A 13,392-nucleotide genomic window follows, 5' to 3' on the forward strand; every position below is an offset into this window, starting at 1 on the left:
CGCGCTGCCGCGATCGCGCACAAGCCGGCACGGCTGTCCTTCGAGGAAGCGGCGACGGTGCCGACGACGTTCTTCACCGCTTACTACGCACTGGTCGAGATGGCGCGTTTGCGCCGCGGCGAGCGCGTGCTCGTGCACGGCGGCGCGGGCGGAGTGGGAATCGCGGCGATCCAGCTGGCCCGTCATTTGGGCGCGGAGGTGTTCGCGACGGCGGGCAGCGACGAGAAGCGCGCTTTCGTGCGCCTGCTCGGCGCCGACCACGTACTCGGCTCGCGCAGCCTCGCGTTTGCGGACGAGATTCGTGCGATGACGGGCGGCGAGGGTGTCGATGTCGTGCTCAATTCGCTCGCCGGCGAGGCGATGGTGCGCAGCATCGATACGTTGCGTCCGTTTGGCCGTTTCATCGAACTGGGCAAGCGGGATTTCTACGAGAACAGCCATATCGGGCTGCGGCCTTTCCGCAATAACATCAGCTATTTCGGGGTCGACGCCGATCAGCTCATGGGCGCTCGCCCCGACCTGACCGCACGCCTGTTTGGCGAAGTGATGCACTTGTTCGCGGAAGGCGTGTTGCATCCGTTGCCGTACCGCGCATTCCCGGCGGAACATGCCGAGGATGCATTCCGCTACATGCAACAGGCTCGCCAGATCGGCAAGGTGCTCGTCACGTATCCATCGGGCACGCCTGCGCCGACGCGTGGCGTCGCGGCGCCCGCACCGCTCGCGCTCGATCCGCACGGCGCTTATCTCGTCATCGGCGGCACGGGCGGCCTGGGCTTCGCCAGCGCGCGCTGGATGATCGAACGCGGCGCGCGTCACCTGACGCTCGCGAGCCGCTCGGGCGAACTTGCGCCCGCGGCGCGCGACGAGGTCGCCGGCTGGCGCGCCACGCTCGGTGCGACGATCGACGTCGTCGCCTGCGACGTGACGGATGCCGGCGCGGTTGACGCCGTGATCGCGCAGATCGGCGCGCGCGGCACGCCGCTCAAGGGTGTGCTCCATTCGGCGATGCACATCGACGATGGTCTCGTGCGCAACCTCGACAACGAACGATTGGCGGCAGTGCTTGCACCGAAGGTCGCGGGTGCGTGGAATCTGCATCGCGCGACGCGCGACCTGGCGCTCGACTGGTTCGTCGTCTATTCGTCGGCGACGACGTATCTGGGCAACCCCGGCCAGGCGAGCTACGTCGCGGCGAACAGTTTCCTCGAGGCACTGGTCGAGCACCGCCGGGACGCAGGACTGCCGGGCACGTTCATGGCCTGGGGCCCGCTCGAGGATGTCGGTTTTCTCGCGCGGAACGCGGACACGCGCGAAGCGCTGCAGGCACGCATCGGCGGTGCGTCGATCACCTCGGACGAGGCGCTTGCTGCGCTCGAGCGTACGCTTGTCGCGGGCGCGGCAGGCGAGGCGGTCGTCCGGCTCGACTGGCATGCGGTCGCGCGCGGAATGCCCGCTGCGAAAGCGCGTCGCTACTCGCTGCTGCAGGCGCGTGCGGCCGGCGGCGATACGCGCGACGGCGGCGGGCAATTGCGCGAGCAGGTCCTCGCGTTGCCGCGTGACGAAGCGGTGCTGCTCGTTGCCGAAACGCTGCAGACGCAAATCGCGCGCATTCTGCATATGACGCCCGACCGGATCGCGCTCGACAAATCGGTGCTCGACATGGGGATGGATTCGCTGATGGGCATGGAGCTTGGGCTCGCGGTCGAGGAAGCGTTCGAGGTCAAGCTGTCGGTGATGGCGATCGCCGAGGGGGCGACCGTGCTGATGCTTGCTGGCCGGATCGTCGACTCGATCGCGGCGGCAAGCGAGCCGGGCGGTGCATCGGCGGAGGCGGCGGCGCGCGACGAAGTCGCCGCACTGGCTGCGAAGCATGCGCTCGACGGTGAAGCGCGGTCCTTGCTCGACGTCGGGTCGCATGGCGCGGCGGATGCGGCGCACGCGACACAGGCGGCGGTCGAATGACGGCGCCGGCTGGCTGGACCACGAACCAGGGCACGCTCGCGCGTCCGCTGACGATCGTCGGCCACGGGCTGCATACGGGCCGGAAGGTCAACGTGCGCATTCTGCCGGTGCAGCCCGGCGACGGCATGTCCGGCATCGCGTTCCGGCGTACCGGGCGCGGGCGTGCGCTCGCGACGCTGGCCGTCGATCCGGCGTTGCGCCGTGCGCAGCCGCTCTGCACGATGCTGCGCAATGCGGACGGGATCGGCGTGCGGACGGTCGAGCATTTGCTCGCGTCGCTGCTGGCGTGCGAGATCGATCACGCCATCGTCGAACTCGACGCCGAGGAAGTCCCGATTCTCGACGGCAGCGCCGCACCGTGGGTCGAGGCGATTTGCGCATGCGGCCGCGTCGCGCTTCCGGCGCCGAAGCGCTTCATTCGTGTGCGACGGCCGCTCGTGGTAAGCGATGGGGAAGGGGAGCAGCGCCGCGAGATGCGGATCGAGCCGGCGCCCCGCTATGAGCTGAGTGTGCGAAACGACCTGAAAGGGTTCGGCGACATGCACTGGGACGGCACGCTGACCCCCGCTGCATTTGCGGCCGAGATCGCGCCATCGCGCTCGTACGGACGCGTCAAATGGGCAGTGCCCGCCATCCTCGCCGGTTACGTGCGCGGCGTGCCGATCCTGCGCGGCGCGCGGCCGTCGTGCACCGCGTCGATCGTCGGCAATCGCGTGCTCGGCGGGATGCGTCTGCCCGACGAGTTCGTTCGCCACCGCGTGCTCGACCTCGTCGGCGATCTCGCGCTTGCCGGCGCGCCGCTCCTGGCGCGTGTGACCGCGCATCGCCCGAGCCATGAAATGAATTTCCGGCTTGTCGACGCGCTGCTTGGTACGCCGGATGCGTGGGAGTGGGCCGAGATCTCCGCGTAACATAGCGGTTTTTCAAGATAAGAACGAAGGAACCGATGCGACTCGGAGATCAGCTCCGCCAGCAACTGGCGGCGAAAGCCCTGAAACGACAGCTCGAGCGAGTGACCGAGGCGGATCATGCGCCTGTCGTACCCGGTACGGTCGCGCCGCAGACTGCGGGTTCGGCACGCAGCCGGTTCGAGGCCATGCCGCAATATCAGCAGTTGCGGATCATGCGCGAGATGGGCGAGAAACTGCGTGTCGAGTCGCCGTTTTTCCGCGTGCACGATGGCGTTGCGGGCGCAACGACCCAGATCGGCGGCCGTGAATACCTGAACTTCGCCAATTACAACTACCTCGGATTCGCGGGGGATCCCGATATCTCTGCGCGCGCAAAGGCGGCCATCGATCGCTATGGCACGTCCGCATCGGCGAGCCGGATGGTGGCGGGCGAGCGGCCCGTGCAACGCGCGCTCGAACGCGCCCTCGCATCGTTCTACGAGACGGACGATTGCGTCGCCTTCGTGAGCGGCCATGCGACCAATGTGACCGTGATCGGCGCATTGTTCGGGCCGGGCGACCTGATCGTGCACGACGCACTCGCGCACAACAGCATCGTGCAGGGCGCGCAGCTGAGCGGTGCGAAGCGACTCAGTTTTGCGCATAACGACTGGCAGGCGCTCGATGCGCTGCTCGCGCGCGTGCGCGGCGAATACCGGCATGTACTGATCGCGATCGAAGGGCTGTACAGCATGGACGGCGACTTTCCGGACCTGCAGCGCTTCGTCGAGATCAAGGCGCGTCATGGCGCGTTTCTGCTGGTCGACGAAGCGCATTCGCTCGGCGTGCTCGGCGCGACCGGCAGGGGGATCCGCGAGCAATGCGGTGTCCCGTCCGATTCCGTCGATCTGTGGATGGGCACGCTGAGCAAGACGCTTGCCGGTTGCGGCGGCTACATTGCCGGCTGCCAGCCGCTGATCGATATGCTTCGTCACCTGGCCCCCGGATTCCTTTACAGCGTCGGATTGGCGCCGGTACTCGCGGAGACGGCGCTCGCCGCGCTGGAGCGCTTGCAGGCCGAGCCGGAACGCGTTGCGCAGTTGCAGGCCCGCGGCCGTCAATTCCTGAACGAGGCGCGGGCGGCGGTATTGAACACCGGCACGAGCGAAGGCTACGCCGTCGTCCCCGTGATCACGGGGAGCTCGCTGAAGGCGGCGCAATGGGCGAATGCATTGTTCGAAGAGGGGATCAACGTGCAGCAGATTTTTTATCCGGCTGTCGAGGAGAAGGCGGCGCGGCTGCGCTTTTTCATCTGCTCGACGCACGAACCCGAGCAGATTAGCCGCACGATCGCCACATTGGCGCGTCTTGCCCGATAGCGGGCGGCAGCGTGGCTTTCGTGAGCGACGGTGACATGAGCGGCGTGCCGGACGTGGGCGCCGGGTTGCATTTCCGGGCCGCCGGACCACGGGATGCCGCCGCGTGCGCGCCGCTCGTCTTTGCGTCCGGCGTCAAGGAGTTCGGCTTTTTTCTCGGTGAGCCCGATGCACGATGCATCGCGTTTTTGCAGCGCACCTTCGCATCGCGCTTCGGCCGCTTTTCGTGGCGGCGCCATCGCGTCGCCGTGAGCGATGACGGTCAGGTGCTTGGCGTCCTCGCGGTTCATGACGGGCGCCGGACGAGGTTCGACGACATTCATGTCGCGTGGGCACTGATGCGTTTCTTCGGGATTCGGCGCACGCTTGGCATGCTGCTGCGCGGGCTCGTCCTGGAAACCGAATTGCCGGCGCCCGCGCGCTCGCAGATGTTGATTGCACACTGCGCGACGGACATGCGGTATCGCGGCACCGGGATATTCAGCGCGCTGCTTGCCGACGCGTGTCGTGTCGGCATGATTCCGTCCGGCGGGCATCGGGACGTGGTGCTCGACGTGCTGACCAGCAATGTGCGCGCACGCACGCTATATGAGCGTCGTGGATTCGTTGCGCTGCCGCGTTCGTCTCGTCGCTCGAGCCGGCTGCCGGCGGAGCTTGAATCGATCCGGATGCGGCTCGGCACGGGAGCGTGAGGCCGGAGCGGGCAGATTTCCGAGAGGCAAAGAAAAAGGGCTTAGCCGAAGCTAAGCCCTTTGAATTCTTTGGTAGGCCGTGCGGGACTCGAACCTGCGACCAACGGATTAAAAGTCCGCTGCTCTACCAACTGAGCTAACGACCCAAAGAGAAAGAAATTATATTGGCAGATTTTGACCCTGTCAACAACTTGCCAATATTTTTTTACTTGATGGTCTGCAGCCTGCCCTGCGCCGTCTGTGCCGCGCTCGTACCGCTGAACTGAGAGATGACCTGTTCAAAGGTGCGCTTCGCCGCGGCCTTCTGACCTTGCTCGAGCTGGTTCGTGCCGATCGCCACCATCGCGTCGGCTGCGCGCGGATGCTGCGGGAACTTGCTGACCAGGTTCTGCCACGTCGCCGTCGAGCCCTTGTAGTCGCGCAGCGCATACTGCGCGTTGCCGAGCCAGTATTGCGCGGTCGGCTGGTAAGGGCTCTGCGGATATTTCGCGATGAAGCTGCGGAACGATGCAGCGGCCGCTTTGAAATTGCCGTCGCGGAATTGCTGTTGCGCTGCATTGAACGCTTCCGTCTCGCCCGGCTGCACGGTGCCTTCGACGCCATCGACCGTCTTCTGCTGCGGCTCGAATTTCTTGAGTCGCGTGTCGAGATCGGTGTAGTACTCCTTCTGCTGGCGTTCGAGCGTCGTGAGACGGTTCGTCAGATCCTCGTTCTCGCCGCGCAGTGTCGCGACCTGCTGGTTCAGCTGGTCGAGGCGGGCGGTCTGGTCGAGGATCGTCCGCTGCGCCGCCGACAGCTGGTTGGCGAGGTTGTCGCTCTTGCTGCGCAGATCGAGCACGGCACGGCGCGCCTCGTTGTCATCGAACATGCCGGCGTGCGCCGGCGCGGCCGACCACGCCGCGCCGGCGACGCAAAACGCTGCGGCTACGCGCAGCCAGGAAACACGGTGCGTCATACAGCGAACCATCCGTTAAGGTTGCTTACTGTTGGTAGACGAGATCGCCGCGGCGGTTCTGCGCCCACGCTGCCTCGTCGTGACCCGTCGCCATCGGCTTTTCCTTGCCGAGGCTCACGGCTTCCATTTGCGAGTCGGCCACGCCGAGCAGGCCCATCGCGCGGCGAACGGCTTCCGCACGCTTCTGGCCCAGCGCCAGGTTGTACTCGCTCGTGCCGCGCTCGTCGGTGTTGCCCTGGATCAGCACGTGGCGCTGCGGGTGGCTCTTCAGGTACTGCGCGTGCTGCTGCAGCATCGACTGATACTCGTCCTTCACCGAATAGCTGTCGAAATCGAAGTAGACGCTGCGCTTCGCGAGCGGGCTGTTCGGATCGTTCAGCGGATCGACGTTGACTTGCGCGACATTGTCGGCGCCCGGTTGCGTGCTCATCGCGCCGCCGGCCTTGTCGTCGAGCTTCACGCCCGACTTACACGCGGCCAGCGCGCCGATCATCATCACAGCCAGGGCCAGACGAGCTTTTTTCGACATCATGGTTACTCTCCTTGTGGTCATTGCATGAAGGGTCCCCACGACGGCTCGCGTACGGAGCCGCCCTGGACGGACAAAATCTGCGGCGGTGCACTGCCGTCGGACGGAACCGCAGCCAGGACGTTGCGGCCGCCCGATTGCGTCGCGTACAGAACGTACTGGCCGTTTGCCGCAAAGCTCGGCGATTCGTCATGCGACGTGTTCGTGATGGCGTTCGCCGCGCCGGTTTGCAGATCCTGGACGTACAACTTGAAGCCCCCGCCGGTGCGGGAGATGTACGCAAGCAGCTTGCCGTCCGGGCTCACGCGCGGGCTCGTGTTGTAGCTGCCGGTAAACGTGACGCGCTGCGCGGCGCCGGCGCTTTCGCCGTGCGCGGGCATCCGGTAGATCTGCGGTGCGCCGCCACGGTCGCTCGTGAAGTAGATCCAGCGGCCGTCCGGAGAGTAGAACGGCTCGGTGTCGATCGAGTTGCTCTGCGTCAGCCGGTGCAGGCCGCCGCCGTTCGCGTTGACCGCGAAAATCTGCGTGTTGCCCGTCAGCGACAGCGCGACGGCGAGCGTCTGGCTGTCCGGCGACCAGGCCGGCGCACTGTTGTTGCCCTTCTGGTCGGAGACCATGTAGCGGCGGCCGGTCGGCAGGTCGTGGATATAGACGATCGGCTTCTTCCGCTCGAACGATACATACGCGACCTTCGTGCCGCTCGGCGACCAGGCCGGCGAGATGATCGGTTCGGTGCTCGACAGCGCGATGCGTGCGTTCTGGCCGTCCGAATCCGAAATCTGCAGCTGGTAGCGGTTACCCGTCTTGATCACGTACGACAGGCGCGTCGCGAACACGCCGCGCGTGCCGAGCAGCTTCTGATAGATGTAGTCGGCGATCTTGTGGCCGGCCGTGCGCAGGGTGCCGTCGTTCGCCGTCAGCGACAGGCCGCCGAGGCTTTGCTGCTTGACGGTGTCGTACAGGATGAAATTGACCTTGTACTGGCCGTTCGCTTCGCGGTTCACGCTGCCGGCGACGAACGCATTCGCGCCCTTGGCCTTCCATGCGCCGAGATCGACCGACGCCGTTTCGGGCACCGGCGTGCTGCCGGCGTCGATGTTGGTGAATTTGCCACTGCGGGCGAGGTCGGCGCGGACGACCGACGTGATCGGCTGCGGCAAACCCGCTTCGTTCGCAAAATTGGCCGTGGCGATGGGGAACTGGGTCGAACCGACGCCGGTGATCAGCACGTCGACCTGTGCATTGGCGGCGCTGCCCGCCGCGATCAGGCACGAGGCCACGAATGCCCTGAAACCTAGTTTCGTCATCAAACTCATGCTTCTTGCTTCCCGTATGGCTGAGTATCGCTGCGCAACCGCAGAGACAGTAAAAATACCCGATTCGTTCCCGTCCTATCGTGACGCCCGGAGTGTAAGCGCATTTGCGCTCACTCCGCCGCCTTGAAGGTAATCGTAATGTCGGACGGGGTACGGCCGTTGGAATCGGGCGGCAACGGAACCGACGCGTTGATCGCATTGACCACGGCCTGATCCCACCCCGAATTTCCGCTCGAACGGCGGATCGATACGCTCAGTACGTCGCCGGACGGCGCGCAGCGGATCGCGACGACGGTCGTGAGACCCGTGCGCTCGCCGCCCCAGACGATGTTCGGCTTGACGCGGCGTCGCACCTTGTCGGCGTAGCCCGGGGATGCGGCGTTGCCGCCGGAGCCCGTGCCGGTGCCGCTCTTCGCGAGTCCCTCGCCGCCGCCTTCGCCGCCGCCCGCCATGCCTTGCAGCTGCGCGAGGCGCGCGCGGCGATCCTGGTCGAGCTTCGACTTGGCCGCGGCATCGGCCTTCGCCTTCGCGGCCGCTTCCGATTTCGCTTTGGCAGCGGCCTCGGCCTTTGCCTTCGCGGCGGCGTCGGCCTTGGCCTTCGCCGCCTGCTGCGCTTCGCGTTGCGCCTGTTTCTGTTGTTCCGGCTTCTGCTGTTCGGCTTTTTGCTGTTCGAGTTTCCGCTGCTCGAGCTTTTGTTGCTCGGCCTTCTGCTGCTCGACGAGCTGCTTTTGCCGGAGTTTCTCGGCCTGCTTCTGCTTTTCGCGGTCGGCGGCCTTCTGCGCGGCGAGCGCGGCGGCCTGCTCGGCCGCAAGCTGCGCACGTCGGGCCTGCTCTTCGCGCTCGGCCTTCAGTCGCTGCTCGCGGCGCTGTTCTTCGAGCTGAGCCTCGCGTGCCGCCGCTTCCTGCTGTCGTTTCTTCTGTTGCAACGCAATGTCCGCTTCCTCGTTCCTGACCGGGGGAGGCGGCGGGGCGACCTTGGCCGGCGGCGTGACGACCGGCGGTGCGATGGCCGGCGGCGCGGCAGTGTCGGGCACCGCCGTCCACAGCTCGGCCTCGGCGCCGGCCGGCGTGCTGTTTTGCCACTGCACGCCGTGATACAGGAACAGCGCGAGCAGCACGTGCATCAGCGCCGCGAGCGCGAACGCGCGCCACGTGCCGCGCTCGCGTGGCGGCTGCGGCGGATAGGCGGTGCGCGTGGATGGCTGTTTCATTGCGATTTGACGAGGAGACCGACGCGCTTGACGCCGCGCGCCTTCAGATCCGACATCACGGTCATGACGGCATCGTACTGCACGGTCTTGTCGGCGGCGATCACGACGGGCTGGTCGGGATGATCGGCCTGACGGGAGGCGATGAAGCCGTCGAGTTCGGCTTTCGTCATCGAGTCTTCCTGCGTCGCGCCCGAGTCGCTCTTGTACTTGACGCTCATCTTGCCGTCGGTCTTGATGTTGACGACGACGGGCGGAGTCTGTTCCTGCGGCGCGGCGTTGCCGACCGTCGGAAGGTTGATGATCGACGGTGCGACGAGCGGTGCGGTGACCATGAAGATCACGAGCAGCACCAGCATCACGTCGATGTACGGCACGACGTTGATGTCGGCCATCGCACGGCGCGAGCGGCCGCCGCGCATGCTGGATCGGATGGGAGTGCCGGCCATTGCGCGCTTCTCCTTACTGGGCCTGACGCTGCAGGATGTTCGAGAATTCTTCGATGAAGGTCTCGAAACGGATCGCGAGGCGGTCGATGTCGTGCGCGTAGCGGTTGTACGCGACCACGGCCGGGATCGCGGCGAACAGGCCGATGGCCGTTGCGACGAGCGCTTCCGCGATGCCGGGGGCGACGTTCGCCAGCGTGGCCTGCTGGACGTTCGCGAGGCCGCGGAACGAGTTCATGATCCCCCAGACAGTGCCGAACAGGCCGATGTACGGGCTGACCGAGCCGACCGATGCGAGGAACGCGAGATTCGATTCGAGTACGTCCATTTCGCGCTGGAACGATGCGCGCATGGCGCGGCGCGCGCCGTCGAGGATGAGACCCGGATCGCTGATGCGCTTTTCCTTGGCCTTCAGGAATTCGCGCATCCCCGATTCGAAGATCCGCTCGAGCGCGCCGATCGTGTGACGGTTGTTCGCCGCGCTTTGATACAAAGCCTGCAGGTCGCCGCCCGACCAGAAATCCCGTTCGAACTGCTCGGTCTGCATGCGTGCGCGGCGGATCGCAAACCACTTGCGGAAGATGAAGGTCCACGACATCAGCGACAGCAAGAGCAGCAGCCCCATCACGGCCTGGGCCAGCACGCTCGCGTTGAGGACGAGGGAAATGATCGACAGGTCTTGAGAAGTGTTCATAGAGGTTTGATTAACGTCCCTTCGGGGTGCCCGGCGAGGGCGCATCCGGCGCACGGCATGCACGGCGCGCCGGCTGGCTGGCCGGGATGCCGCTGCTGCGCCTGACGCCGAACCTTGCTTAGTATCAATTCAGCAGGCCGAGTTGCATGGCCTTCGTCTCGACGGCGCTCACGCGAGCCTCGTCGCAAACACAGCCGGCCCGGCGTCCGTGACCGGACCGCGTTGCAGCGCGTCGAGCACGTCGGGCGGGATGGCCGCCGGCCGGATTCCCGCGCGGTCGACGCAGCCGATGCGGATGTGCCCGGCGACGAGCAGCGTGCCGTCGCGCCATGCCTCCTGCGTGAACTCGACCGACGCGCGTCCGATCCGGCCGATCCGGCTCGTAATCGTCAGCATGTCGTCGAGCCGCGCGGGGGCGCGATAGTCGAGCGCCGTGCTGCGGACGATGAAGATCGCGCCCGTTTCGTCGGCGACGCGCTGCTGGTCGATACCGCAGGCGCGCAGCCACTCGGTGCGGGCGCGCTCGAAGAACTTCAGGTAGTTCGCATAGAAGACGATGCCGCCGGCATCGGTGTCCTCGTAATACACGCGAACCGGCCACGTGAAGCCGGAAGGCGCTTCCGGGGAACGGGTAGGCTGAGTCATGGCGCGCATTCTACCGGAAGCGGATGCCCCGATTCGTAACTGAATGTAGGGTGCGCGAGCCGATTCGGTACCGGCCGCGCGCGTCATTTAGCCGCGGTGAACCGTCAGGCCGGCGGGCGCCTGCGCGACCGGCATCATCTCGATCGTATTGATGTTGACGTGCGCCGGACGCGTCGCGATCCAGTAGAGGGTGTCGGCGATGTCCTCGGCCGTGAGCGGCTGGACGTTCGCGTAGACGTTCGCCGCCTTCTCGTCGTCGCCGCGGTAGCGGACGTTCGAGAACTCGGTTCCGCCGCACAGGCCCGGCTCGATGTCGGTGACGCGCAGCGGCGTGCCGATCAGGTCGGCGCGCAGGTTCAGACTGAATTGTCTGACGAAGGCCTTCGTCGCGCCGTATACGTTTCCGCCCGGATACGGATAGCTGCCGGCGACCGAGCCGAGGTTGAAGATGTGGCCGCGGCCGCGTGCGATCATGCCGGGCAGCAGCGCATGAGTGACCGTGACGAGGCCCGAGCAGTTCGTGTCGATCATCGTCTGCCATTCGTCGAGGCTGGCCTTCTGGGCGGGTTCGACGCCGAGTGCGAGGCCGGCATTGTTGACGAGCACGTCGACCGCCGCGAACTCGGCGGGCAATGCCGCCTCGACGGCTTCGACGGCGGCGCGGTCGCGCACGTCGAGTTCGAGCGGCAGCAGGGCGTCGCCGAGCTCGGCCGCGAGCGTGTCGAGACGGTCCTTGCGGCGCGCCGTCGCGATGACGCGGTGGCCGCCCTGAACGAAGGCCCGGGCGATGGCGGCGCCGAAGCCGGCGGACGCGCCTGTGACGAACACAATCATTGCTGCTCCTGGTCGGTAATGATGCGGAGAAAAGAACCTGCAAGCCTACTGAGATTGCTGCGCAGCGGCAAGGCGGGCCGGCTTTTCGGCGTGTGCGGAATGGGTCAGTCCCCGGTTATTTGGGGTGTCGTCCACGCGGTTGCCTAATCATGACGCATCCAATACACTAACGCGCTCATCACCCCTGCGTGACTGGCGATAGAACCCTCGGGTTCAAGGTGGAGCATCCCACCGTGAAGCGCAGGGCACCGTCTTTGCCGTTCGCCTGGGCAGCCGTTGTGCGCCGTTGCGTGCATCGCCGGTGGCTGTCCTGCTTCGCGTCATACGGATTCTTCCGCCACGTCGAGCTGGTTCCGCCAGCAGCGCATGTACTCGGCCGCCCCGGTCAACCTGTACACACTTAACGGAAACCGTATGTTTGACAGAGCCCAAAGCACCATCGCGAACGTTGATCCCGAAGTCTTTGCAGCGATCCAGCAGGAAGACCGCCGCCAGGAAGATCACATCGAGCTGATCGCCTCGGAAAACTACACGAGCCCGGCCGTGATGGCAGCGCAGGGTTCGCAGCTCACGAACAAGTACGCCGAAGGCTACCCGGGCAAGCGCTACTACGGCGGCTGCGAGTACGTCGACATCGTCGAGCAGCTCGCGATCGACCGCGTGAAGGCGCTGTTCGGCGCGGAAGCGGCGAACGTCCAGCCGAACTCGGGTTCGCAGGCGAACCAGGGCGTGTTCTTCGCGATGCTCAAGCCGGGCGACACGATCATGGGCATGAGCCTGGCACACGGCGGCCACCTGACGCACGGTTCGCCCGTGAACATGTCGGGCAAGTGGTTCAACGTCGTCAGCTACGGCCTGAACGCGGAAGAGGATATCGATTACGAAGCGGCCGAAAAGCTCGCGCAGGAACACAAGCCGAAGCTGATCGTCGCAGGCGCGTCGGCATTCGCGCTGAAGATCGACTTCGAGCGTCTCGCGAAGATCGCGAAGTCGGTCGGCGCGTACCTGATGGTCGACATGGCGCACTACGCGGGCCTGATTGCCGCGGGCGTCTATCCGAACCCGGTTCCGCACGCCGACTTCGTCACGACGACGACGCACAAGAGCCTGCGCGGCCCGCGCGGCGGCGTGATCCTGATGAAGGCCGAATACGAGAAGCAGATCAACTCGGCGATTTTCCCGGGCATCCAGGGCGGCCCGCTGATGCATGTGATCGCCGCAAAGGCTGTCGCGTTCAAGGAAGCGCTGTCGCCGGAATTCAAGACGTACCAGCAGAAGGTGGTCGAGAACGCACGCGTGTTGGCCGAAACGCTCGTCAAGCGTGGCCTGCGTATCGTGTCGGGCCGTACCGAAAGCCACGTGATGCTGGTCGACCTGCGCGCGAAGAACATTACCGGCAAGGCGGCTGAAGCCGCGCTCGGCGCCGCGCACATCACGGTCAACAAGAACGCGATTCCGAACGATCCGGAAAAGCCGTTCGTGACGAGCGGCATCCGCCTCGGTTCGCCGGCGATGACGACACGTGGTTTCGGTCCGGCCGAAGCCGAGCAGGTCGGCAACCTGATTGCCGATGTGCTCGAGCATCCGGAAGACGCGGCGACGATCGAGCGCGTGCGCGCGCAAGTGGCCGAGTTGACCCAGCGTTTCCCGGTCTATCGCTGATCGCGCATGCGCTGCCCGTTCTGCCGGCACGACGACACGCAGGTAATCGATTCCCGCGTGTCCGAAGACGGCGCCGCGATTCGCCGGCGCCGTCGCTGCTCGGCCTGCGACAAGCGTTTCACGACGTACGAGCGGGTCGAGCTGGCGTTGCCGGCGGTCGTGAAGAAGGACGGCAGCCGC

Annotated in this window: 13 protein-coding genes, 1 tRNA gene, 1 pseudogene and 1 riboswitch; of the genes and pseudogenes, 6 read left to right on the forward strand and 9 right to left on the reverse strand. The window is 65.9% G+C overall.

Annotated features, from left to right (window positions below):
* The 4 genes from KH616_RS12600 to KH616_RS12615 form a co-directional block, all read left to right on the forward strand.
* Positions 1 to 1,965, forward strand: a 1,965-nt coding sequence (locus KH616_RS12600) for an SDR family NAD(P)-dependent oxidoreductase (protein WP_292244897.1), incomplete at its 5' end; no start/stop codon positions are given.
* Positions 1,962 to 2,876: a UDP-3-O-acyl N-acetylglycosamine deacetylase gene (locus KH616_RS12605; protein ID WP_292244899.1), complete on the forward strand. Its 915-nt coding sequence runs from the start codon at positions 1,962 to 1,964 to the stop codon at positions 2,874 to 2,876. The genes KH616_RS12600 and KH616_RS12605, both read left to right, overlap by 4 nt.
* A 35-nt stretch (positions 2,877 to 2,911) precedes the next feature.
* Complete coding sequence (locus tag KH616_RS12610) at positions 2,912 to 4,234, forward strand: aminotransferase class I/II-fold pyridoxal phosphate-dependent enzyme (RefSeq protein WP_292244901.1); 1,323 nt, start codon at positions 2,912 to 2,914, stop codon at positions 4,232 to 4,234.
* 35 nt (positions 4,235 to 4,269) lie between these two features.
* Positions 4,270 to 4,923 (forward strand): GNAT family N-acetyltransferase, encoded by a 654-nt coding sequence (locus KH616_RS12615; protein ID WP_292244921.1) that lies wholly within the window; start codon positions 4,270 to 4,272, stop codon positions 4,921 to 4,923.
* A gap of 70 nt (positions 4,924 to 4,993) precedes the next feature.
* Here the strand turns inward: KH616_RS12615 and KH616_RS12620 are convergent.
* From KH616_RS12620 to KH616_RS12660, 9 genes are all read right to left on the reverse strand, one after another.
* Positions 4,994 to 5,069: transfer RNA gene (locus KH616_RS12620), tRNA-Lys, on the reverse strand.
* Between the two features lie 59 nt (positions 5,070 to 5,128).
* Complete coding sequence (ybgF, locus tag KH616_RS12625; RefSeq protein WP_292244903.1) at positions 5,129 to 5,878, reverse strand: tol-pal system protein YbgF; 750 nt, start codon at positions 5,876 to 5,878, stop codon at positions 5,129 to 5,131.
* Between the two features lie 25 nt (positions 5,879 to 5,903).
* Positions 5,904 to 6,410 carry a peptidoglycan-associated lipoprotein Pal gene (gene pal / locus KH616_RS12630; protein ID WP_292244905.1) on the reverse strand — a complete coding sequence of 169 codons (507 nt, stop codon included), beginning with the start codon at positions 6,408 to 6,410 and terminating at the stop codon, positions 5,904 to 5,906.
* Positions 6,411 to 6,427: 17 nt separating this feature from the next.
* Positions 6,428 to 7,723, reverse strand: a complete 1,296-nt coding sequence (gene tolB / locus KH616_RS12635; protein ID WP_292244907.1) for a Tol-Pal system beta propeller repeat protein TolB — start codon at positions 7,721 to 7,723, stop codon at positions 6,428 to 6,430.
* Between the two features lie 110 nt (positions 7,724 to 7,833).
* Positions 7,834 to 8,934 carry a cell envelope integrity protein TolA gene (gene tolA, locus KH616_RS12640; RefSeq protein WP_292244909.1) on the reverse strand — a complete coding sequence of 367 codons (1,101 nt, stop codon included), beginning with the start codon at positions 8,932 to 8,934 and terminating at the stop codon, positions 7,834 to 7,836.
* Positions 8,931 to 9,380, reverse strand: coding sequence for a protein TolR (gene tolR, locus KH616_RS12645; RefSeq protein WP_292244911.1), 450 nt, complete (start codon positions 9,378 to 9,380; stop codon positions 8,931 to 8,933). The genes tolA and tolR overlap by 4 nt, the downstream gene beginning before the upstream one ends.
* Positions 9,381 to 9,393: 13 nt before the next feature.
* Positions 9,394 to 10,071, reverse strand: coding sequence for a protein TolQ (gene tolQ / locus KH616_RS12650; RefSeq protein ID WP_292244913.1), 678 nt, complete (start codon positions 10,069 to 10,071; stop codon positions 9,394 to 9,396).
* 168 nt (positions 10,072 to 10,239) lie between these two features.
* Complete coding sequence (gene ybgC, locus KH616_RS12655) at positions 10,240 to 10,725, reverse strand: tol-pal system-associated acyl-CoA thioesterase (RefSeq protein ID WP_292244915.1); 486 nt, start codon at positions 10,723 to 10,725, stop codon at positions 10,240 to 10,242.
* A gap of 78 nt (positions 10,726 to 10,803) precedes the next feature.
* Entirely contained in the window at positions 10,804 to 11,550 is a 747-nt protein-coding gene (locus KH616_RS12660; protein ID WP_292244917.1) for an SDR family NAD(P)-dependent oxidoreductase, read from the reverse strand.
* 178 nt (positions 11,551 to 11,728) lie between these two features.
* A riboswitch (ZMP/ZTP riboswitch) is annotated at positions 11,729 to 11,828 on the forward strand.
* A gap of 136 nt (positions 11,829 to 11,964) precedes the next feature.
* On the opposite strand from KH616_RS12660, the gene glyA reads away from it, so the two are divergent.
* Complete coding sequence (gene glyA / locus KH616_RS12665) at positions 11,965 to 13,212, forward strand: serine hydroxymethyltransferase (protein ID WP_292244919.1); 1,248 nt, start codon at positions 11,965 to 11,967, stop codon at positions 13,210 to 13,212.
* A 6-nt stretch (positions 13,213 to 13,218) separates the two neighbouring features.
* Positions 13,219 to 13,392, forward strand: a pseudogene (locus tag KH616_RS12670) (transcriptional regulator NrdR); the annotation flags it as partial.

This window comes from Burkholderia sp. (genome assembly GCF_018375725.1).
Classification (GTDB): Bacteria; Pseudomonadota; Gammaproteobacteria; order Burkholderiales; family Burkholderiaceae; genus Burkholderia.

Coding starts and splice junctions, on each gene's coding strand:
- tolB (WP_292244907.1), bottom strand. CDS start 7,723: ATGAGTTTGATGACGAAACTAGGTTTCAGGGCATTCGTGGCCTCGTGC.
- KH616_RS12610 (WP_292244901.1), top strand. CDS start 2,912: ATGCGACTCGGAGATCAGCTCCGCCAGCAACTGGCGGCGAAAGCCCTG.
- ybgC (WP_292244915.1), bottom strand. CDS start 10,725: ATGCGCGCCATGACTCAGCCTACCCGTTCCCCGGAAGCGCCTTCCGGC.
- KH616_RS12605 (WP_292244899.1), top strand. CDS start 1,962: ATGACGGCGCCGGCTGGCTGGACCACGAACCAGGGCACGCTCGCGCGT.
- KH616_RS12660 (WP_292244917.1), bottom strand. CDS start 11,550: ATGATTGTGTTCGTCACAGGCGCGTCCGCCGGCTTCGGCGCCGCCATC.
- tolA (WP_292244909.1), bottom strand. CDS start 8,934: ATGAAACAGCCATCCACGCGCACCGCCTATCCGCCGCAGCCGCCACGC.
- KH616_RS12615 (WP_292244921.1), top strand. CDS start 4,270: ATGAGCGGCGTGCCGGACGTGGGCGCCGGGTTGCATTTCCGGGCCGCC.
- tolQ (WP_292244913.1), bottom strand. CDS start 10,071: ATGAACACTTCTCAAGACCTGTCGATCATTTCCCTCGTCCTCAACGCG.
- ybgF (WP_292244903.1), bottom strand. CDS start 5,878: ATGACGCACCGTGTTTCCTGGCTGCGCGTAGCCGCAGCGTTTTGCGTC.
- pal (WP_292244905.1), bottom strand. CDS start 6,410: ATGATGTCGAAAAAAGCTCGTCTGGCCCTGGCTGTGATGATGATCGGC.
- glyA (WP_292244919.1), top strand. CDS start 11,965: ATGTTTGACAGAGCCCAAAGCACCATCGCGAACGTTGATCCCGAAGTC.
- tolR (WP_292244911.1), bottom strand. CDS start 9,380: ATGGCCGGCACTCCCATCCGATCCAGCATGCGCGGCGGCCGCTCGCGC.